General features: G+C 62.2%; 19 protein-coding genes and 1 pseudogene. 8 read left to right on the top strand and 12 right to left on the bottom strand.

What is annotated here, in order from left to right; translation table 11 throughout:
* Positions 1–13 precede the first annotated feature (13 nt).
* The 3 genes from ACZ1JW_RS14415 to ACZ1JW_RS14405 all read right to left on the bottom strand — a co-directional run bounded on the left by ACZ1JW_RS14415 (position 14) and on the right by ACZ1JW_RS14405 (position 3,245).
* Complete coding sequence (locus tag ACZ1JW_RS14415) at positions 14–2,122, bottom strand: bifunctional rhamnulose-1-phosphate aldolase/short-chain dehydrogenase (protein WP_465141072.1); 2,109 nt, start codon at positions 2,120–2,122, stop codon at positions 14–16.
* A gap of 173 nt (positions 2,123–2,295) precedes the next feature.
* A complete protein-coding gene (locus ACZ1JW_RS14410) occupies positions 2,296–2,688 on the bottom strand; it encodes a c-type cytochrome (RefSeq protein ID WP_465141071.1) in 393 nt (130 codons plus the stop codon).
* 62 nt (positions 2,689–2,750) lie between these two features.
* Positions 2,751–3,245: a MarR family winged helix-turn-helix transcriptional regulator gene (locus ACZ1JW_RS14405; protein ID WP_465141070.1), complete on the bottom strand. Its 495-nt coding sequence runs from the start codon at positions 3,243–3,245 to the stop codon at positions 2,751–2,753.
* Between the two features lie 208 nt (positions 3,246–3,453).
* Between ACZ1JW_RS14405 and ACZ1JW_RS14400 the strand changes: the two genes are divergently transcribed.
* Positions 3,454–3,975 (top strand): DUF3237 domain-containing protein, encoded by a 522-nt coding sequence (locus ACZ1JW_RS14400; protein WP_465141069.1) that lies wholly within the window; start codon positions 3,454–3,456, stop codon positions 3,973–3,975.
* Between the two features lie 4 nt (positions 3,976–3,979).
* On the opposite strand, the gene ACZ1JW_RS14395 is transcribed toward ACZ1JW_RS14400, so the two are convergent.
* The 5 genes from ACZ1JW_RS14395 to ACZ1JW_RS14375 form a co-directional block, all read right to left on the bottom strand.
* Positions 3,980–5,446, bottom strand: coding sequence for a helicase HerA domain-containing protein (locus ACZ1JW_RS14395; RefSeq protein ID WP_465141068.1), 1,467 nt, complete (start codon positions 5,444–5,446; stop codon positions 3,980–3,982).
* 74 nt (positions 5,447–5,520) lie between these two features.
* The gene (locus tag ACZ1JW_RS14390; RefSeq protein WP_465141067.1) at positions 5,521–7,452 is read right to left on the bottom strand and encodes a glycoside hydrolase family 3 protein; all 1,932 of its coding nucleotides are present in this window, start codon (positions 7,450–7,452) and stop codon (positions 5,521–5,523) included.
* Between the two features lie 169 nt (positions 7,453–7,621).
* Positions 7,622–9,181, bottom strand: a complete 1,560-nt coding sequence (ahpF, locus tag ACZ1JW_RS14385) for an alkyl hydroperoxide reductase subunit F (RefSeq protein ID WP_465141066.1) — start codon at positions 9,179–9,181, stop codon at positions 7,622–7,624.
* A gap of 178 nt (positions 9,182–9,359) precedes the next feature.
* Positions 9,360–9,923 (bottom strand): alkyl hydroperoxide reductase subunit C, encoded by a 564-nt coding sequence (gene ahpC / locus ACZ1JW_RS14380; protein ID WP_465126116.1) that lies wholly within the window; start codon positions 9,921–9,923, stop codon positions 9,360–9,362.
* Between the two features lie 4 nt (positions 9,924–9,927).
* Positions 9,928–10,245 (bottom strand): hypothetical protein, encoded by a 318-nt coding sequence (locus ACZ1JW_RS14375; protein WP_465126117.1) that lies wholly within the window; start codon positions 10,243–10,245, stop codon positions 9,928–9,930.
* A 20-nt stretch (positions 10,246–10,265) separates the two neighbouring features.
* On the opposite strand from ACZ1JW_RS14375, the gene ACZ1JW_RS14370 reads away from it, so the two are divergent.
* From ACZ1JW_RS14370 to ACZ1JW_RS14345, 6 genes and pseudogenes are all read left to right on the top strand, one after another.
* Complete coding sequence (locus ACZ1JW_RS14370) at positions 10,266–11,405, top strand: HlyD family secretion protein (protein WP_465126118.1); 1,140 nt, start codon at positions 10,266–10,268, stop codon at positions 11,403–11,405.
* A 14-nt stretch (positions 11,406–11,419) separates the two neighbouring features.
* Positions 11,420–12,991: a DHA2 family efflux MFS transporter permease subunit gene (locus ACZ1JW_RS14365; RefSeq protein ID WP_465126119.1), complete on the top strand. Its 1,572-nt coding sequence runs from the start codon at positions 11,420–11,422 to the stop codon at positions 12,989–12,991.
* Positions 12,991–14,448 carry an efflux transporter outer membrane subunit gene (locus tag ACZ1JW_RS14360; protein WP_465141065.1) on the top strand — a complete coding sequence of 486 codons (1,458 nt, stop codon included), beginning with the start codon at positions 12,991–12,993 and terminating at the stop codon, positions 14,446–14,448. Before ACZ1JW_RS14365 ends, ACZ1JW_RS14360 begins: the two co-directional genes overlap by 1 nt.
* Positions 14,449–14,532: 84 nt before the next feature.
* Entirely contained in the window at positions 14,533–14,721 is a 189-nt protein-coding gene (locus ACZ1JW_RS14355) for a hypothetical protein (RefSeq protein WP_465141064.1), read from the top strand.
* Positions 14,672–14,908: pseudogene (locus ACZ1JW_RS14350) on the top strand (TetR family transcriptional regulator); the annotation flags it as partial. The gene ACZ1JW_RS14355 and the pseudogene ACZ1JW_RS14350, both read left to right, overlap by 50 nt.
* Positions 14,909–15,064: 156 nt before the next feature.
* Positions 15,065–15,424 carry a hypothetical protein gene (locus ACZ1JW_RS14345; protein WP_465142826.1) on the top strand — a complete coding sequence of 120 codons (360 nt, stop codon included), beginning with the start codon at positions 15,065–15,067 and terminating at the stop codon, positions 15,422–15,424.
* Here ACZ1JW_RS14345 and ACZ1JW_RS14340 read toward each other — a convergent pair.
* Complete coding sequence (locus ACZ1JW_RS14340; RefSeq protein WP_465141063.1) at positions 15,393–16,658, bottom strand: YceI family protein; 1,266 nt, start codon at positions 16,656–16,658, stop codon at positions 15,393–15,395. The genes ACZ1JW_RS14345 and ACZ1JW_RS14340 overlap by 32 nt on opposite strands.
* A 121-nt stretch (positions 16,659–16,779) precedes the next feature.
* On the opposite strand from ACZ1JW_RS14340, the gene ACZ1JW_RS14335 reads away from it, so the two are divergent.
* Entirely contained in the window at positions 16,780–17,613 is an 834-nt protein-coding gene (locus tag ACZ1JW_RS14335) for a TIGR00266 family protein (RefSeq protein WP_465126123.1), read from the top strand.
* 72 nt (positions 17,614–17,685) lie between these two features.
* On the opposite strand, the gene ACZ1JW_RS14330 is transcribed toward ACZ1JW_RS14335, so the two are convergent.
* The 3 genes from ACZ1JW_RS14330 to ACZ1JW_RS14320 form a co-directional block, all read right to left on the bottom strand.
* On the bottom strand, positions 17,686–20,220 hold the full coding sequence (locus ACZ1JW_RS14330; protein WP_465141062.1) for a TonB-dependent receptor: 2,535 nt from the start codon (positions 20,218–20,220) through the stop codon (positions 17,686–17,688).
* A gap of 91 nt (positions 20,221–20,311) precedes the next feature.
* Complete coding sequence (locus ACZ1JW_RS14325) at positions 20,312–20,509, bottom strand: YezD family protein (protein ID WP_465126377.1); 198 nt, start codon at positions 20,507–20,509, stop codon at positions 20,312–20,314.
* A 317-nt stretch (positions 20,510–20,826) separates the two neighbouring features.
* Positions 20,827–21,036 (bottom strand): hypothetical protein, encoded by a 210-nt coding sequence (locus ACZ1JW_RS14320; RefSeq protein ID WP_465126125.1) that lies wholly within the window; start codon positions 21,034–21,036, stop codon positions 20,827–20,829.
* Between the last annotated feature and the right edge of the window lie 183 nt (positions 21,037–21,219).

Genomic DNA, 21,219 nt, shown 5'->3' with positions numbered 1-21,219 from the left:
TCTGACGAAGGCGTCAGCGCGTGAAAGCCTGCGCATTCCCGGCGTCGACGTTGATCATGTTGCCGGTCGACTTTGCGCTCATGTCCGAAGCGAGGAAATAGACGGCTTCGGCAATGTCCTCGGGCAGCACATCGCGCTTGAGCATCGAGCGCTGGCGATAGTGCTCTTCCAGTTCCTTGCCGCTGTCGATGCCGTGGGCCCCTGCGCGTTCCTTGCGCCAGTCGCCGTCCCAGATGCGGCTGCCCTTGATCACCGCGTCGGGGTTGACGACGTTGACGCGGATACCGTGGGGCGCACCTTCAAGGGCGAGGCAACGCGCAAGATGGTTCGCAGCGGCCTTGGCCGAGGCGTAGGCGCTGGCATTGGTGGCGGCGGCGACGCCGTTCTTCGAGCCGATGAACACGACAGATGCGCCGCCCTGCCCCTTCATCCGTTTGAGCAGCGGCCAGGCCGCGCGGCTGGTAAGGAAGTAGCCCTGCGCCAGTACGTCATAGTTGCGGTTCCACAGCTCGAGCGTGGTGTCCTCAAGCGCGGCGGAGCTGGCGATTCCGGCATTGGCGACGAGGATATCGAGGCCGCCGAACTCGCGCGCGGCGAGATCGAACGCGGCCTGGACCTGCGCTTCGTCGGTCACATCGCAGACGGCAGCGCGCACGACATCCTTGCCAAACTGCCCTGCGAACCCGGCGCGTACGTCCTCGACCGCCGCAGCATCACGGTCAGCCAGAACGACGCAGGCTCCATCGCGCAGCAGGCGTGCGGCGGAGGCGGCGCCGATGCCCCCTGCCCCGCCAGTCACGAGCGCGATCTTGCCCACCAGCGGCTTGGGCGCGGGCATGCGCTGTAGCTTGGCTTCTTCGAGCAGCCAGTACTCGATATCGAAGGCTTCCTGCTCGTCGAGCGCGATGTATTCGCCAATGGCTTCAGCCCCGCGCATCACGTTGATGGCGTTGCCGTAGAACTCACCAGCAAGGCGCGCGGTGGTCTTGTCGGTGGCGAAAGTGATGCGACCGACGCCGGGCACCAACACGACGACCGGGTTGGAATCCCGCATTGCAGGCGAGTTGGGCCGCTTGCAGCGCTGGTAATAGGCGGCATAGAGTTCGCGATAGTCCGCGATCTTCTGCTCGAGATAGGCATCATCCTGCAGCCTTGCCGGATCGAGCGTCAGCGGGGCGATCTTGGTGCGCAGAAAGTGATCGGGGCATGAGGTTCCGAGTGCGGCAAGGCGCTCGAAATCGACACTGCCGACGAACTCCAGTGCTTCTGCATCGTCCGAGAAATGGCTCAGCTTCTGTCGTGCGCCGGTCATGAAACCACGCAGGCGAGGCATGAGGTCGGCAGCGATGACGGCGCGATCTGGGTTGGCCGCAACAGCCTGACCTCCGAAGGCAGGCTTGCCTGCCACCTTGCCATTCAGATAGTTCGCGGCATCGGCGATCAGCTGGACGGTGTGTTCGTAGCAGGCCTTGGCGCTATCAGCCCAGCAGATGATCCCGTGGCCCGCCAGCATCACGCCTTCCACGTGCGGATTGGCTTTCACGTAATCGCGCAGCATCACGCCGAGGGTGTAACCGGGACGCTTCCATGGCAGCCAGCCGATCTTCCCGCCCCAGATTTCGTGCGTCGCCGCTTCGCCGCCCGAGGAAGCTGCCAGCGCGATGATCGCATCGGGGTGGACGTGATCGACATGCGCGAACGGCAGGAGCGAATGCAGCGGCGTGTCGATCGACGCGGCACGACCATTCAGGTTGAACGTGCAGTGCGACAGAAAGCCGACCATCTTGTCGTCGTCGTCAGGGCCCGAATAGTGCGCTTCGAGTCCCAAAAGCTTGGACTGATAGAGCGTGGCAAAGCCATCGAGCTTCATCGAGCCGATGTCGCCGCCAGATCCCTTGACCCACAGGACCTCGACCTTCTCGCCGGTCAGCGGGTCAATTTCCTCAAGCTTGGCGGACGTGTTGCCGCCGCCGAAGTTGGTGACCGTGAGATCTGAACCGAGCAGGTTCGAGCGGTAGAGCAGCAGTTCTGCGGGCGATAGCGAAACCGCAACGGTATCGTCCCACCGGCTGGACGGAACGGCAAAAGGCAGTGCGGCGGCAATCGGAGTGTGGGCGTTCATGGCATCCCTGCAGACAAATCGGCGCACTCTCGCGCCGTCGCAGTGTCGATAGCATCATGCGCATAAACGATCAAGAATGATCATATATGATTGCTTCATTTCTCCCGGCACAAAAATGCCCTCGTATCCCGAAGGATCCGAGGGCTTGCAGTGATTGGTAACGGACTTGGGACTCAACGAGCCGATTGCTGCAGGAAGGCGATCAGATCTGCCCGATCCTGAGGGTTGGCAAGCGGCGGAAAGGCCATGCGATTGCCGGGCACATACTTCGAAGGACCTGAGAGAAATGCGTCGAGCGACGTAGCGTCCCAAACGACGGCCTTGTCTTTCAAGGCTTGCGAGTAATTGAAGTTCGGCATCGTGCCGGAGGTGCGCCCGACAACACCCTTCAGCGAAGGACCCAATCGCGTCGCACCGGTATTGAGATCATGGCAGGCCGCGCAGCGCGCATAGACCGACTTGCCCCGCACAGGATCACCCGCCGCGCTGCCTGCAGACTGCGCCATCGCGCCACCCGCAGCAGCAAGGGCAACGGCCGCAACAACGCCGGGCAAGAACTGCTTCATCGAAGGGAATCCTTTGAACATCGCTGCGGGATAGCGACGATGTGATGTCCCGAGCCTGAACGTCAATCCTTGGCCGGAGCCGAGAGATAGAGCTTCATCAGTATGCGGAAGAGTTCGGACTTTTCACGTGACGTCAACGCGGTGGTCAACTGCTCTTCGTGTTCGGCAATGGCCTGACGTGATTTGGCGAGAACCTCGCGCCCTTCATCGGTCAGCCACAGGCCACCGGCACGACGATCGAGCTTGGATGGTTCGTTGAGCAAAAAGCCGTTCTTGATCAGTTGGCGCACGAACTGGTGAACGGTGGGTCGTTCGATCTGGAAGAAGCGCGAAAGGTCTGTCTGCTTGACGCCGGGATTGGCATTGACCAGCCAGAGGATCGCGACCTGCTTGGGCGTGACGCTCAGCGGATCGAGCCGCTTTTCAAGCCGGCTCACGAACAGCGTGTTGACCGTGCCGATGTGCAGCCCGAGAACGGAGTCGAGGTCGTCGAGATCAAGCTCGGGGACGACGGACTGACGGGTAATCTCTGCCGTGGCCACGGATGGTCCTTCCAACGCAAAATGCGCGCAGCTTTCGGCAAAATTCTCAAATCCGGGAGGAAAGCGCGCGGCGAACGGAATTTCCATTAGTAAAGCATACAAAGAGTGCAAAGCCTTTTGTAATCCGACAAGCTTGTGGGCCGTGAATCTGCGGACTGTCACTCTGCGATATCGACGTGCCAACGCCGTTTGCGACGGGAGAAAAATATTGAATTTCAATGCCTTGTTTTTCGCAACAGCGCTGCTGACACTGGGATCGCCACTTCACGCTGACGAAGGCCCGAACGCGCCCGCACCGACGCTCACTTACGCCTTTTCAGTGCGTGCAACGCTGGCGCCCGCTATCGAGCAAGGTGAAGTGGACCAAGGACGCAAGCGCTTCATCGCGATTACCGGAGGTACCGTCAGCGGACCGAAGCTGGTCGGCGAAGTGCTTCCCGGCGGCGGCGACTGGCAGGTCATTCTGCCCGGCGGCCTGACCAGCATCGAGGCACGCTATTTCCTCAAGACCACCGACGGCACTGTCATCGAAGTGACGAACCCAGGTGTGCGCACGGCAACACCTGAGGTCATCGAGAAGCTGGCCAAGGGCGAGAACGTCGATCCGGCGGCCTACTATTTCCGCACGACGCCACGATTCTCGGTCAAGGCTGGCGCTTACGAGTGGCTTCGGCGCAAAGTGTTCGTTGCCCGCGGCATCCGCAAGCCCGACAGTGTCGTGATCGACTTCTACAGCGTGGAGTAAGGCTTCAGGCCTCGACCGGCGCTGTGGTCAGGCCCAGCGCCGGAATGCCGACCGAGCGCCTGCCACCGTAATCGGTACGCACGACGATCAGGTTGCTCTTCTCCAGGTGCTCGAGCAGTCGGCGGATGCGGCCAGAAGAGCGCGTGCCGTAGATCTCGGCAAGGCGCTCATCATCGGGGCACGGTGCGCCATCGACAGCGGCGCGCGCGAGCGTGAGGAACGGAGCGAGCAGGTCGTCGGGCACGTCCTTGCCGATGCGCAGGAGGTCCTGCCATTCAGCAGCCTTGTCGTCCGCGATGCCAGCCACGGCCATGGCAAAGCGACGCCGGAAGGCCCCGAGGTCCATGCCCGGTAATATCCGCAGCATCCGGCAGCGCACCGTGAAGTCCTGATAGAGCTGCGCGGCGGGCTGGAAGGTACAGTCCGGCTCGGCGGCCATTTCCGTCAGGATCGAGGCAATGCTGGCGGCAGTTTCCTCGGCCTCGAACAGGCTTGGTGCAACCGGAGGCTCGACCTGTTCGGCGGCAGGCACGAAACCCTCGATCTGCTCAAGCAGTTCGCCGCTCTCAGGCACGACCAGTTCTGGCTCGGGCGGGCGCGGCACAGGTTCCATAGCCAAAGGTTCGGACAGGAGGATCGATTCCATCTCCGCCCCGCCCGCATTAGGAAGCGGCATCAAGCCCTGGATGACATTGCGCGCACGGGTCTGGACATCGGCGATGCGCACGCCGACCGGACGACGGGCAATGGCCGGACCAAGTCCGAGGAAGTGACCGCGTTCGAGATCGCGGATCGTCTCGGCCTGCCGCCGCTCCATGCCGAGCAGGTCGGCGGCGCGTGCCATGTCGATGTCGAGAAAGGTGCGGCCCATCAGGAAGTTGGACGCTTCTGCCGCCACGTTCTTGGCCAATTTTGCAAGGCGCTGCGTGGCGATTACGCCTGCCAGTCCGCGCTTTCGGCCACGACACATAAGATTTGTCATGGCCGAAAGGCTGAGGCGGCGCACTTCGTCGGACACGTCGCCGGCTGCAGCGGGTGCGAACATCTGCGCTTCGTCGACCACCACCAGCGCGGGATACCATTCGTCGCGCGGGGCATCGAACAGAGTGTTGAGGAACACGCCGGCGCAGCGCATCTGTGCTTCGAGTTCCAGCCCATCGAGCGTCAGGATCACCGAGGCGCGATGCTTGCGGATACGGGCGGCAAGCTTGGCGATTTCCGCGCCGTCATATGCCGAACCATCGACGACGACATGACCAAATGCATCGGCCAGCGTGACGAAATCGCCTTCGGGATCGATTACCACCTGCTGGACGATGCTGGCGCTTTCCTCCAGCAACCGGCGCAGCAGGTGCGACTTGCCCGACCCGCTGTTGCCCTGCACCAGCAGGCGGGTGGCAAGCAGTTCCTCGACGTCGATCCTGACGGGGGCGCCGGACCGGTCGGCGCCGATGACGATATTTGCGCTCACGCATGTGGCTCTGGCGAAGCCCACGAGAGTCGGCAAGGCCGGGGCATAGCGATTTCCCCGGCCTTGATCGGAATTCAGGGCAGAACGATGCCGTCACCACGCTTGTAGAGCGGCGCGGCGCTATCATCGGGTCGACCGGGGTGCTGGTCTTCCACCGCCTTGGCCGACGACGGCAGTTCGAACGGCAAGCGTCCGCGCGACTTTGCCTTGCCGGAGACGAGATCGACCAGCACGGCGTCGCTGGCACCGAAGAGACCGTAAAGCGCGCTCGCCTTGTCCTTGAGCAGGGTAAGCACCGCCGGACGATCAAGATCGACAGCGACGATGGTCGGCACCTTGGCAGCCGCCATCGCCACGGTCTTCGTACGCTCGTCATCCGCGCGGAAGTCGAGACGGCCTTCGTGCTGGCGCGAGCCGAAGAAGTGGTTTGGATGCAGATCCTCGAACGGCGTGGCTACGCGGACCAGTGCGACGTCTGCCTGATCGAGATTGTCGACCACCGTCAGCCCCCTCGCCCGCGCAACATCAGCCGAGACGCCCGAGAGCCAGACTTTCTGCCCCTGCGAAAGAGGCAGAAGGTTGTGCTTGTTCTCCAGCAGGACCTGAGCCGCGCGCTGGGCTTTGTCAGCCTCGTCCTGGGTTGCCGGATCGCCGATCACCTGCGCAGCCCGTGCGACATCGACATAAGGATTGTCGAACAGGCCAAGCTCAAATTTCAGCGCGAGCACGCGGCGCGCAGCCTGATCGATGCGGGCGCGCGACAGCTTCCCGGCCTTGTATGCGGCAATCAGCGGGGCGGGATCGTCGACACCCCCGAACTGGTCGATGCCAGCGTTTGCCCCGAGAGTATAGCGATCGATTTCCGAAAGGTTCTCGACGCCCCATGGCATCGCGATGTTATAGCCTTGCGGCTTTTCGGCGGTTGGCCGCATGCACTGCTCAAGGCAGGTATTGGTGATCGCCCAGTCAGAAATAACGATTCCGCCGAACTTGCGGGTCTTGCGCAGGAGACCATCGATCAGCGGTTTGCTGAAGCCGGCACCCACCTGCGGCAGCGATTTGCCATTGATAGTGACGCCCTCGGCAATGACATAGGTCGGCATGACACCAGCCGACTTGGCAGCCAGCGCCCCGTCAAACGCGGCGACGTGCTGCGCGAAGCTTGCGTTATCGAGCTTGGCGATGCGGCCATAGTAGTTATGCCCGTCGAAGCCTTCGGGCTGGGCTCCGTAACCAACCCAGTGCTTGACGACGGTGGCGACGCCTGAGCGCACCAGCCCGCTCGGACTCCCCTGGAACCCACGCACATAGGCACCGGCAAGGCGCGAAACCATTGCGGCATCAGCACCGAACGTCGCCACGCCACGCGGCCAGCGCGGCTCGGTGTAGAGGTCAGCCTGAGGACTCAGTGCTATGTGGATGCCGACCGCGCGATACTCTGCTGCCACCAGCCTGCCGAAGCGCTCGACCAGCTTCTCGTCCCCGATTGCCGCCATGCCGAGCGTCTCGGGCCACTGCGAGAAGCCTCCGCTGGCCGAGCTGACGCCGACAGTGGTTTGGAAGTGGTTGCGCGGGTCCGTACTGATCGTGGCGGGAATGCCGAGGCGCGTGGCCTCAGCCATCTTCTGGATCGTGTTGTTCTCTTCGGCAAAAGCCTTGGGGTCAGGCGACAGGCGGGTGATGAAGCTGTTGACACCGCGGGCCAGCAACGCCTGAGCGGCAGGCTTGTCATAGGCTGTGCCCACACCGATCCGCGCCCCGTTCTCGGCCGCGAGCGTGCCGTGCAGCATCAGCGCAATCTTTTCCTCGATCGTCATCTGCCCGAGAAGGTCGTCGACCCTCTTTGACGTGGCGAGCACCGGGTTCTCGTAAGGATCGAGCCGACCATTGTGGTTCAGATCGCGATGGGGCGTATCGGCAACGGCCGGCCCGTTCAGCCCGACCAGCGCCGCGACCGTTGCCAGCAGACCGGATGCGATTCTCCGCGTGAGCCTTGGAAACGCCATTTCTCTCTCCCGACATATTTTGACAGCGCAAGACATAGCGATGCCTAAGCGAGCTTCCCACTGAACGCAATGTTCAAAGCAAGAGCGGCGACGCAATTGTCTTGCGCCGCCGCCTTTGCGACCCGTCGGGCTTAAAATGAGGGTAACCCTAAGGTTTTGGTTGTGAAACTTATCCCTGTCGGATGAGGTAGTCGAAGGCAGAAAGCGCAGCTTTGGAACCTTCGCCCATGGCGATGATGATCTGCTTGTAGGGCACCGTGGTGGCATCGCCCGCCGCAAAGATCCCCGGAACGCTGGTCGCGCCGCGCGCGTCGACCTCGATCTCGCCGAGCGGGCTTAGATCGATGGCACCCTTGATCCACTCGGTATTCGGGACAAGGCCGATCTGCACGAAGATGCCTTCGAGCTCGACCGTGTGCAGTTCGTCGCTTTCGCGATCCTTGTAGACCAGCCCCGTAACCTTCGCGCCATCCCCGAGCACTTCGGTGGTGAGCGCCGACGTCACGATCGTAACGTTGGGCAGCGAACGCAGCTTGGTCTGCAGCACGGCGTCGGCACGAAGCTGATTGTCGAACTCGATCAGCGTGACGTGGGCGACGATCCCGGCAAGGTCGATAGCTGCCTCGACGCCCGAGTTGCCGCCGCCAATCACAGCCGTGCGCTTGCCCTTGAACAGCGGGCCATCGCAGTGCGGGCAGTAGGCGACGCCCTTGTTGCGATATTCGTCCTCGCCGGGCACACCCATCTGCCGCCAGCGGGCACCGGTGGAAAGGATCAGCGTCTTTGCCTTCAGGCTCGCGCCGTTCTCGAGCGTGATCTCGTGCAGGTTGCCGTCACTACCGGGGAGCAGCGTGGTCGCCTTCTGCAGGTTCATCACGTCGACTTCGTATTCCTTGACGTGGTTTTCCAGCTGCGCGGCCAACTTGGGGCCTTCGGTGTGCTGGACCGAGATAAAGTTTTCGATGCCCATGGTGTCGAGCACCTGTCCACCAAAGCGCTCGGACACAACGCCGGTGCGGATGCCCTTGCGCGCCGCATAGATCGCAGCAGCAGCGCCAGCGGGCCCACCGCCGACGACGAGCACGTCGAACGGCTCCTTCGCAGCAATCTTCTCGGCAGCGCGTGCCGAAGCATTGGTATCGAGCTTGGCGACGATCTGCGCGAGGTCCATGCGGCCCGAACCGAAAGGCTGGCCGTTGAGGAACACGGTAGGCACGGCCATGATCTGGCGCCGCTCCACCTCATCCTTGAACAGCGCGCCGTCAATGGCGACGTGCGTCACGTTCGGGTTCAGCGCTGCCATGATGTTGAGCGCCTGGACCACGTCGGGGCAGTTCTGGCAGGTCAGCGAGAAGAACGTCTCGAAGTGCAACGGGCCTTCGAGACCGCGCACCTGCTCAAGCAGTTCAGCGTCTTCCTTGGGCGGGTGTCCTCCGACATGCAGCAGCGCGAGAATCAGCGAGGTGAACTCGTGGCCCATCGGAAGCCCTGCGAAGACCGCCTCCGCCCTTCCCTCGTCCGCGCGAATAGCAAAGCTCGGCGCGCGCTCGTCGGTGCCGTCGAAGCGCGTGGTGACCTTGTCGGACTGCGCGGCAACCTCCTCGACAAGGCTGCGCATCTCTGCAGACTTGGGGCTGTCGTCGAGGGTTGCAATCAGCTCGATCGGCCGGCGCAGGTTGCCGAGGTAGGCCTTGAGCTGGGCGGTGGTGGCGGCGTCGAGAACGGGCATGGTCACTTCCTTTGGACAACAGGGCCCGCGCGTCACCGAAAGGTCGGCGCACGGGGGATCATCTCAGTTGCATGATCGAGGGCGTGGAACCGGCGGGCCGCCCGTAAGCGGCACGGCCCGTCCGGCGGTTCTTGGCAGGACGTTCAACCCCACGCGGTGAACGTCCTGCCGGATTGGATCAGATCTTGCCGACGAGGTCGATCGACGGAGCCAGCGTGGCCGCGCCTTCTTCCCACTTGGCCGGGCAGACCTGGCCGGGGTTTTCGCGCCAGTACTTGGCAGCCTTGATCTTGCGCAGCAGTTCCGCAGCGTTGCGACCCACGCCCTCGGGGGTGATTTCGACCAGCTGAATGGTGCCGTCCGGATCGGTCACGAAGGTACCACGGTCAGCAAGTCCGACGCCTTCGCGCAGAATGCCGAAGTTGTTCGAGATCGTGTGGTTCTGGTCGCCCAGCATGTAGTAGTTGATCTTGCCAACGGCCGGCGAGGTTTCGTGCCATGCCTTGTGGCTGAAGTGGGTGTCGGTCGATACCGAGTACACTTCGACGCCGAGGCCCTGCAGCTCGCCATAGATGTCGGCGAGGTCTTCGAGCTCGGTCGGGCAGACGAAGGTGAAGTCGGCCGGGTAGAAGAAGAACACGCCCCACTTGCCGACGACGTCGGCGTCGCTGACATCGACGAACTTGCCCTGGTGGAAAGCGGTTGCCTGGAACGGCTTCAGCTTGGTTCCGACGATCGACATAGACTCAAATCCTTCTCGTTGTGGATGGGTGAACCGTGGTGTGATTGGCGAGGTAGTGCATGGGCAGCCCTTTTTCCAATGAGCAAATTCGCCCTGTTTGATTTACTGCCTCGATCAATAGCCCGACATTGATGGTCCATTCATAGAGGAAATCGGCGGCCTGACCTAATGGGCAGGCGATGATCGATTGCCGGAACATGGCCGTTTTCCGCACGTTGCGCCGACAACATGCAGATTTTGCACGATGCCTCGCAATTTCAGCACTTGAATTTCTCCCCGCTCTAAACCAAGTGGCAATCCGCAACGGAACGATTTCGTTCAATTCTTCCGAATGGACCTCAGATGGCTGCCTCGACCGACTCCACGCCCGCTCCGACGACAGATGCAACCGAAGGCCGTCGCAAGACGATTGGCCGGATCGCGGTTGGCGTACTGGCCGCTGGCGCTCTTTATGGCGCGTGGACGCTCTACGATTACGAGACGGTGGGCCGCTATATGCAGGAGACTGAAGACGCATACGTAAAAGCGGACGGCGTCACGATCAGTTCCAAGCTCGGAGGCTACGTGCGGCGCGTTTCCGTGGCCGACAACCAGTCAGTCGAGCAGGGAACCCTGCTCGTCCAGATCGACCCGACCGATTACAGCACCCGCCTCGCCCAGAGTACCGCGCAAGTCGATGTCGCCCGGGCAACCGAAGCGGCAGCGCTGGCAGCCATTCAGGAAGCGCAGTCGGCCACCGGTCAGGCCCGCGCAGCACTGCAGGCATCGCAGCGCGATCTTGCCTACCTCAACGGCGAAGTCGCCCGCATGCGACCGCTGGTGGCCAGCGGCGCAGAGCCGCGGCAGGCCTTCGACCAGCTTGTTGCCAACCGCGACAAAGCTGCAGCTGACGTGGCCGCCAAGCAGGCCGCGCTGGCCGCTGCCAATGACCGCGTTACCAGTGCTCGCGCACAAGCAGGACAGTCCACCGCCCAGATCAAGGCCGCGCAGGCCCAGCGCGAAGCGGCCAGCACCGACCTTGCGACGACCCGTATCATTGCGCCCATCGGCGGCAAGGTGGGCAACTCCACCGTCCGCCTTGGTCAATTCGTCCAGCCCGGCCAGCGCCTGATGACGATCGTGCCGACGCAAGCGATCTATGTCGAAGCGAACTTCAAGGAAACGCAGATCGGCCTGATGCGTCCCGGGCAGCCGGTTACCGTCCACGTCGACGCCCTGCCCGATGTCGAATTCCATGGCACGGTCGAGAGCATCACTCCGGGCACCGGCGCGAACTTCTCGTTGATCCCGCCGCAGAACGCGACCGGCAACTTCACCAAAATCGTGCAGCGCGTGCCCGTACGCATCCGCATCAACGCCGGTCCTGAATCGCGCAAGGTTCTGGTCCCCGGCCTTTCTTTGTCGGTGGAAGTGGACACGCGCTCGGCCAAGTCCGCAATAGACGCGATCCGCGACGAGCAGGAACGGGCACAGGCCAAGTGAGCACAGTGGCGACCATGGATGAAGATTTGCCAAGCGCGCCTGCGCGGCCTTCGGACAAGGCAGATGTAGGTGCCTGGCTCGGCGTTGCAGCGGGCGCGATCGGCTCGCTCATGGCAACGCTCGACATCTCGATCGTCAACGCATCGCTGCCCACGATCCAGGGAGAGATCGGCGCATCCTCGAGCGAGGGCACGTGGATTGCCACCGCCTATCTCGTCGCCGAAATCATCATCATCCCGCTCACAGGTTGGCTCGAACGCGTGTTCGGCCTGCGCCGTTTCCTGCTGATCGCGGCTATCCTGTTCACGGGCTTTTCGGTCATGTGCGGACTGTCCACATCGCTGACCATGATGATCTTCGGCCGCGTCGGCCAAGGGTTCACGGCAGGCGCGATGATCCCGACTGCGCTGACCATCATCGCGACGCGCCTTCCACCAAACCAGCAGCCTATCGGCACTGCCCTGTTCGGCTTGACCGTGATCATGGGGCCGGTGATGGGCCCGCTCGTCGGGGGATGGCTGACCGAGAATTTCAGCTGGCACTATGCCTTTTTCGTCAACGTGCCGATCAGCGCGATCCTCATCACGCTGCTGCTCGTCGGCCTGCCCAAGAGCAAGATGCAACTAGGCGAACTGGTGAATGCCGACTGGCTCGGAGTCATCGGACTGGTTCTTGGCCTCGGCGGGATAACCGTGGTGCTTGAAGAAGGTCACCGCGAACAGTGGTTCGAATCCGCGCTGATCTGGAAGCTCTCGGCCGTGACCCTGCTCGGCTTTGTGCTTATCGCCGTCGGTCAGTTCACGGCAAAGCGTCCAGTGATCAAGCTTGCCCTTCTGCGCAACCGGGCCTTTGCCGCCGTGTTCACGCTGGCGCTGGTGCTGGGCGCGGTGATGTTCGGCACCGCATACGTCATCCCGCAATTCCTTGCCGCAATTGCAGACTACAACGCGATGCAGGCGGGCAAGATCGTCTTCATTTCAGGCATCCCGGCCATGCTGATGATGCCCATGTTTCCGATCCTCGTCGCCCGGGTCGACCTACGCCTGATCGTCGGCACCGGCGTCGTTCTTCTCGCTCTGTCCTGCTATCTCGATGTCAACCTGACGGCGCAATCGCGCGGGGGCGACTTCGTTGTCACGCAACTCCTGCGCGGACTAGGCACCGTATTCTGCATGCTGTTCCTGAATCAGGCGGCAATCAGTTCGGTCCCCGTCCATGATGCCGGCGATGCCGCCGGATTGTTCAATGCCGGGCGCAATCTCGGCGGCTCCATCGGCCTTGCCATGCTCGCCACGCTTCAGGACGAGCGCTGGGAGTTCCACCGCTGGTCCCTGCACAGTGCGCTCGAAGCCAATGATCTGAACATCCAGGACTGGGTGAGCCAACAAGCCATGACATATGGCGGCGGCCCCGATGGCATGGCGGCGGCATTGCGTTCGCTCGATGGCATGGTCCTGCGCGACGCGCTCGTCATGGCCTTCAACGATGATTTCATGGCGCTGACTGTCGGCATCCTGCTGGTGGCTCCGCTTGTCTTTCTCTTGCGCCCGCTTCCCAAGGGCTACCACGCAAAGGCCGCACACTGATGACTGGCACCTCTTCACTCCGTCCCATGGCCGGCATCACGGTACTGGCCGCGCTACTTGCTGGCTGCGCCACGGTGGGCCCTGACTACAAGGGTGCGCCGCAGGCCGCCCCACAGGCGGAAACACGCGGCGCATTCGTGCGTGCCGGCGACAAGGTGCAGGCGACTGCACCGACGGGCCGCTGGTGGGAGAGCCTTGGCGATCCAGTGCTCAACCAGTTGGTCGAGACAGCGCTTTCGGACTCTCCCGGCATCGCTGCCGCAAACGCCCGCGTGGCCCAATCGCGCGCCTCGCTCGCTGCCAGCCGCACAGCCGTGCTGCCGACCGTGAGCACTTCGTTCGCCGCGCCCTACATCAACGTGCCGGGCAATCTGGTCGGCAACGGTGGCGGACGTGACGAGATCAACGCCTACAACCTTGGTTTCGACGCGTCGTGGGAGATCGACCTGTTCGGCGGCACCCGGCGCAAGGTCGAAGCGGCCACTGCGCGAGCCGAGGCTGCCAAAGCTGGCGCGGCAGACGCACGCGTCACGCTCTCGGCAGAGATCGCCCGCGCCTATGTCGGATTGCGGGCGCGACAGGCCATGCTCGGACTGCAGGACAGGCAGGTGGAAATTGATCGCGAGCTGGTCGCGCTGGCAAAGCAGCGTTTCGCTGCTGGCACCATTCCGCAGCAGCCAGTAAACGCAGCCGAAGCGCAGGCATTCGCCAGCGAAGCCGACGCCGCGAAGTCACGCGCCGAGATCGCCGTGCTCATGGACCAGATCGCAGTGCTGACCGGCAAGGAGCCGGGTGCGCTTGACGCCCTGCTCGGAACGCCCGCTGCGGTCCCTTTGCCTCCAGCTGTGGTTGCCGTTGGGGACCCGGCGCTGCTGTTGCGCAGCCGTCCCGACGTTCGCATGGCCGAGCGCCAACTGGCCGCAGCAAATGCCGATATCGGGGCACGCATCGCCGACAAGTTTCCGAAGATCTCGTTCCTTGGCCTGCTTGGCCTTGGCGGGCAGAACATCGGCGACGTGTTCGATCCGGGCAACATCATCGGCATTGCGCTTCCGCAGATAAAGTGGAGCCTGTTCGACGGCGGACGTGCCGAACGTCAGGTCGAAGCGGCCAAAGGCGTATATGCCGAAAATGAGGCCAACTACCGCCGCACGGTCCTGTCAGCCCTTCAGGACGCAGAAGGTGCACTGGCACGCTTTGGTGCGCAGCGAATCGCGTTGGGGAAGGTGCTCGATGCCGAGGCGCGCGCGCACAAGAACGTCGATTTGCAGACGCAAAGGCTTGCCGCGGGGACTATCGGACGGCCAGACAAGCTCGATACCGAACGCCAGGCGCTTCAACTCGCCATGGCCTCTGCATCGGCCAGAGCAGAGCTTACGACCCAGTTTATCTCGGTGGAAAAGGCACTTGGGCTTGGCTGGACTACCGACCAAAGTGCGTCTGGACAGGCTAAATGAAACGAAATCGCCCAATTTATAGTATATTGACTATCCAAACAGCTAGGGCACTCTGCTCCCACGATACGCCGCAAAGGCGAGAAAGTGGGAAAGATGCGCTGGATTACCGATGCGGGCCTCCGCTTCTGGCAGGCCTATCGCGAAGGACTGGAGATGTCCTGCCCGGTTCACAACCGGATTGCCGAAGCGCTGGCAGAACGCCTGTGCGAACGGGATCGTCCGCATGACAGTTCAGCACACGTCGCAGGAGCGGAGCAGCCCACCGTCCACTGAGCTGCCCTCAAAGGACGCTGACAAAAGCGATCAGTCGTCCACGTGCAAAGGTGTCGGCCGCAGGGGCCGTCCTTCGATAGAAGAAGCGCAACGCCTTCCAGCCCGCATTCTTGAGGCCGGATGGGAAGTACTGCGCGAACATGGCTTTGAAGCCTTCACATTCGACCGCGTCGCCCGCCATGCCCATATCGGCAAGGCCACCATCTACACCCGCTTCGCAGGCAAGCGCGAGTTTCTTGAAGCCCTGCTCGCACAGAAAACAGTCGAACGCCGGCTTCAGATCATGAAGCTCGGTGAAGGCCTGCCCCTGATCGAGTCCTTCTGCATTCGCGCGGCCGCCGTGATGCATGTGCTGCATTCGCCCGAAGGCCGCATGATGGAGAGACTGGTCGACTGGTGCGACCAGGAATTCGGCAACGGCGAAATGAATTATCGTCAGGCGATGTATGTCGATGCCCTGACCAACATCACCGACGAACTAGGGCAGGCCGCCAAGGCACAGGACATCGAGATCGCCGATCCCGAACTCGCGGCGAGATTCTGGCTTGAAGGCTTGCTCGGCCATGCACGGTTGGAGACTTCGGCCCAGACCGTCGATCCGCTAGCGACGGAGACTTGGGCACGGGCCTACTCGGAGTTCTTCTTCGCAGGCCTGCGCCACAGCGGCGCGATCACGGTGCCTTCCTCACCGCCTTCAGATTGAAATCGACACCCACGGCATCCTTAAGCTGATCGGTGGCTGACCATTCCGCTTCACCAACGCCAAACGAAAGGCGCTGGAGCGTTGCGTTCCCCGAAGCCGTCGCGCGATTGCCGTCAATTTTCAGACTGAAGCGCAGAGCCACAGGCTTGCGCTGTCCATGGAGCGAAAGCGTTCCACTGGCCACGTAGCGCCCCTCACCCGCAGCGCGGATGCTGGATGAAACGAACTGGGCGGTGGGATGCGCACCGACGCCAAAGAAGCTTTCACTGCGCAGCATGTCATCGCGCTGGCTGTCGCCGCTGTCCACCGAGGCAAGATCGATTGAGGCGCGGATCGACGAGCCTTGCAGATCCTCGGGATCGAACAGGATGGTGGCATCCCACCGGGAGAATGACCCCTTGATCGTTTCTCCACTATATTCCGCCGTAAAACCGAGACGACTACCCTTTTCCAGCTTCCACGGCGTCGCCTTTGCCGAAGTTGCCGCTGCGTCAGAGGCCAAAGCGGACGGTTCCGCCGCGATGTCTGACGCCACTTCGGATGGCATCGCCTCCATCGCGTCTGCCGAAGCGGTTTCCACTGGCGCGGGGGTGGCCTTGGTTGCCGGGAAGGAAAGGAAAAGGCCGCAGATCAGCGCGCCAGTGCCCAGCGCAATCGCCACGAAAGCAGCAATGCCGATCGAGCCATGCGAACGCACGGCTGTCGGCAGCATCCGCCCGATCACGTCCTCGCGTTTGAAATGATGGTAGAGCGCGCCTGCGACGTGCAGCCCGATCAGTATGATCCCGACCGTTCCCAGCGCACCGTGCAGAACCTCCGCAGGTTCATGCAAGCCCTGCCCGACCGGAAGGTCAGGCCATGGAACCTTGCCGAACAACATCGTCTGCAGTCGCACCTTCGCGGTCGAGACGATGATCCATCCAGTCAGGGGACCGACGATCATTACAGCGTAAAGCAACACATGTACTGCCGAAGCCAGCAGCATCTGCGCCTTGCCGTCCTGCACTGGAGCCGGGCGTGGACGGACGAGGCGAACTGCCAGTCGCGCGAGACTCAGCAGCAGGATCGTGATGCCGATCGACTTGTGGAACTGATAGCCCGCGAACTGCACCGCGCCCTTTGGCAAGTCCTCAAGCGCCCAACCAAGTCCGATCTGGAACAACAGCAGCAGGGCAATGGCCCAGTGCAGCGCAATGGCAATTCCCGAATACCGTACCGGACGCAGTGTCGTCATACTTGTTTTCCCCTCGATCCGACGAGCGTCATAACAGCGCCGACGAAGACATGATATGCCCTCTCGCATCGGCGCGGTGGATTGCTACATCTGCGCTATTGCTTCTTTTCGGGAGACTTGAATGACCAATAGTCCATGGGCCCATCACCGAAGCGCTTCCATTGCCGACGACATCGATTTCGAGATCAAGGGCCAGGAACTGCAGTTCCTCGAGATCGAACTGGACCCCGGTGAAAGCGCCGTGGCCGAAGCCGGTGCCCTCGTTTGGAAGGACGGATCGGTCGGCATGACCACCGTGTTCGGCGATGGCTCGGGCGACCAGCAGGGTGGCTTCATGGGCAAGTTGCTGGGCGCGGGCAAGCGCCTCGTCACCGGCGAGAGCCTGTTCACCACGGTGTTCACCCACAATGGCTCGGGCAAGGCGCGCGTAGCATTCGCCTCTCCCACGCCCGGCGCGATCCTGCCGATCAAGCTGTCCGACGTCGGCGGCACCCTGATCTGCCAGAAGGACAGCTTCCTCGCTGCCGCACGCGGCGTGTCCATCGGCATCGCATTCCAGCGCCGGGTGATGACCGGCCTGTTCGGCGGCGAAGGTTTCATCATGCAGAAGCTCGATGGCGATGGCTGGGTCTTCGTGCAGATGGGCGGCACGCTCGTCGAAAAGGAACTGCGCCCCGGCGAGGAACTCCATGTCGATACCGGCTGCCTTGCCGCATACACGCCCGGCATCGACTTCGATCTCGTCACCGCAGGCGGCGTGAAATCGGTGCTGTTCGGCGGCGAAGGCCTGTTCTTTGCCCGTCTGCGCGGTCCGGGCAAGGTATGGATCCAGTCCCTGCCCTTCTCGCGCCTTGCCGGCCGGATGCTCGCAGCGGCCGGATCGCGCGGAGGACAGAACCGGGGCGAAGGCTCTATCCTCGGCGGCCTGGGCGATTTCATCGGCGGCAACAACTGACAAAGAAAGAGGCCGGTGGATCGCTCCACCGGCCTTTGAGTTCCGCATGCGCTGCGGGGTGGGAGAGTTCGTTCAGAACGTGGCTTTGATCGTCCCGCCAAAAGTGCGCGGATCGCCGATCTGTCCCGCGATCAGGCCGGTGTTGCCACCTGTGCCAGCCAACAGAAGTTCGACGTAGTTCTGGTTGAACGCGTTACGCACCCAGCCAAAGATGTCGAAGCGATCGGTACGGATGCCGGCGCGGAAGTTGTGCAGCGAATAACCCGCAACGTTAGTGTAGATCGAGGGCGACGGATTGGATGACCAGCTCGAACGATAGCTGGCATCATAGCCGAAGTAGGCCTGGCCCTCCTCGCCGAAAATCGGCGTCGGAAGGTTGAACTCGGCGCCCCAGGCCGCAGCCCACTTGGATACGCCCGGCAATGGCGAACCCGAGATGTCGACGAAGGGCGGGCTCACCGCACCCGGAGTACCTGCCGCACCGATCGTGCCGGTGTAGGTGCACTTGCCGGTCACGACGATTCCGGTGCTGGGACCACCGGAAAGCTCAGGCGGCGGCGGCGCGTCGCAGAACTTATCGAAGGTGGCGTCTGTATATGCTACGTTCGCATAAGTGCTGAACCGGTCGCTGGGACGAAGCGAGAGATCAGCCTCGACGCCGCGCGAGCGGACCTTTTCGGCATTGGCAAGATAGCCGCGGACGGTGCCCAGCTGGCCGTTGCTGACGCTGGCCTGGAAGTCCTTGATCTCGGTCCAGAACCCGGTGACGTTGAAAGTCGCCTTGCGATCCCAGAACTGCGTCTTGAAGCCCGCTTCGAAGTGATCGACCTTCTCCGGCTTGATCGTAAAGGCCGAAGCGATGGGCACGCCATTCGCATCAGCGGGAACGCCATTGAGGTTGATGCCACCCGTCTTGAACGAGCGGGCGTAAGTCGCATAGACGTTGATGTCCGGCGTGATCTTGTAACGCACGTTCACGTCGTACGACAGGTTCCAGGCGCTGAACGTCGGCTCAAAGAACTGCGAGGCCTGAATGCCGCGCAGCTGCGCGATCCATGCATCGGTGTAGTAAGGCGAGCCCGGAACTGGAGAGACGACCTGACGCGTGCCGTCCGAGGCGTTCCCGGTCACGACCGAATCGTAAAGCCCCTTCTTCTTGTCGTAGTTCACGCGAATACCAGGCGAGATAACCAACTGATCGGTCACATCCCAGTTCAACTTGCCGAACAGAGCCAGACTGGTGTTGTCGAGCCTGATATCGTTGATCGCAACGAGGTTGTTGGCAACGTTGGGGTTGTTCGAAAGGGCATTGGTCGGGTTGAGCAGCCACTTGCTCGCAGCCGTCCCTGTCTGCTGAATACCGCTGGTGCGGATCGACTGGTGGAAGCCGAACAGGCCGATCACGAAGTCATAGCCTGAACCCTTGTGGTTCCAGCGGAACTCCTGCGTGTACTGGTTCTGCTTCGTCGGGTTGTTGACCTTGGTGTAGACGGGCAGGCCGACATAGTCGCGGTCGTTCGCCGGGCCCCAGTCCCAATAACGCCACGCCGTGATCGAGGTGATCGTGTTGCCTTCATCAATATCCCACACAGCCTTGGCCGAAAGGCCGCCGTGCTCGTTGCGGGCTGTCAGCTGCGCATCAACATCGGTCAGACGATCAAAAGGATCGACGTTCGGCAGCGGGTAATCGGCGCGCGGGTAACCGGGGAAATAGGTCAGCAACGCGGGCAGCTGGCGATTGGCGGCACGCTGGGTTTTGCCATAGCTGTAGTACGGCAGGGCACAGCAGATCGGATCCTGCAGATTCCAGTCACCGGACAGCGTCACGCTAAGATCGGACCTGGGCTTCCACAGCAGCGCGCCACGCACGCCGATGTTGTCGATCGACTGGATGTAGGTGTTGGTCGAGACATTGAAGATCGTGCCGCGGCGGCTGGTGGTCGAAGCGCTGATGCGCGCAGCCAGCGTGTCCGAGATCGGGCCCGTAATGGTCGCCTTGCCCTGCTTGAAGTTGAGGTTGCCCAGCGTCACTTCGGCCTTGCCGCCGAAGTCGAAGCTCGGCGGAGTGGTTGTGATATTGATCGCGCCGGCCGTCGTGTTCTTGCCGTAGAGCGTCCCTTGGGGCCCGCGGAGTGTTTCGATCTGCTGGACGTCGACAAAGTCTAGCGTCGCCGATGCGATGCGGTTGTAATAGACGTCGTCGATATAGATGCCGACACCCTGCTCGAACCCGTCGTTGGTCAGCCCGAACGGCGCACCGATGCCGCGAATATTGATGAAGGTGTTGCGCGGGTTCTGCGAATAGAACTGCAGCGTCGGCTGGATCTGGGTCAGGCGCGCGATGTTGAACGTGCCTTGCGCTTCAAGGCGGCCGGCGTCGACCACTGAAACCGCAATCGGAACAGTCTGGACGTTCTCCGTACGGCGACGCGCTGTCACCACGATGTCGCCGGGCGATCCTTCGGCTTCAGCCGGGACAGCCGTCACGTCAGCAGGGGCGGCCGCGTTCTGTTCGTCGGCAACCGGAGCAGGCTCGGCCGCCAGGGCGGCATGCGAGAGAAGAGCGAGCGGCGCAACGCCACCCGCGAGAAGGACGCGGAAATTCATCGTAGGACCTCATGTGTTCCCGAACGATGCTTCCGGTGGTCCGGTCAGCGGTTGCGGTTGTTCTGTTCTTGAAACCTGGTGCGTGGATCGATCAGTTCGGCTTGAGCCGTCGCTTCTCGGTCACGTCGATCTGGACGACACGTCCTTCATGGACGGTCAGTTGGATGGAGCCATAGCGCAGCCCGGTGAGGGCTTCTCGCACGCTGGCCAGGCTTTCCTCGAGTAGGCGTTCTGCCTCACCCGTGGTGCCGGCCCCAGTCCTCGCAGCTGTATTGGTGGGTTCGGTCATCGCCGGTTCGATCCTGTTGCCGCGCCGGGAGCCAGTCGATGATGCTTCCATTTTCGCACTGCCCCCTGCGCAATTTCCGGCGATTCGCGTCGCCGTTGAACGCTCTCTATACTCAACCAATTCACTAGACATTAAACTTCGTCTGTTCCGCCTCCAAGCTTTCCTATCAGGCTCGAAATGGGAGGCGCGGACGGACGACGCATCGCCCGCCGGACAATCGCGACCTAAAGTCTATTCAATTGATAGACAATTCGGCTGCGCCAGAACGCACGAAACTCCCGACGAGTCGTGCAACGCCAGCTACGGGTCGTCGCCAATCAGGAAGATGAAACCACCAGTCGCAGTTTCGGGGCGCGGCCTACGTCCTTGCTCTCGTCTGAAGTCGGCTCGACAATGCACTGCTTCAGGCAATCGACAGCCATCGCCAGATGCAGCGCCGCCATGGCCTCGCCGTGCTGGTCAAGATCGACAAGCGCATCGGAAAGGGTCTCGAACACTTCTGCGAGTGGCTTTGCTGCAACCGGCATTTGGCGACGCCTTATTCTGGGAGCGGGCGTTGTGCACCGTTCCGACATCCGTGGGCGTAGGTAACGCAGAAAGTGCGTGTTCAAAGGGAAGATTACACCGCTTATGAGCAAGCTGCAGACGAACCTGCCTGGCAGGTTGTGTGGGTCTGCGGATAATTACTTACCAAACTGTACGTTAGCAGA

Source organism: Novosphingobium sp. BL-A-28-Hi1-0D (assembly GCF_055521755.1).
This window is presented reverse-complemented; position numbering and strand designations above follow the sequence as displayed.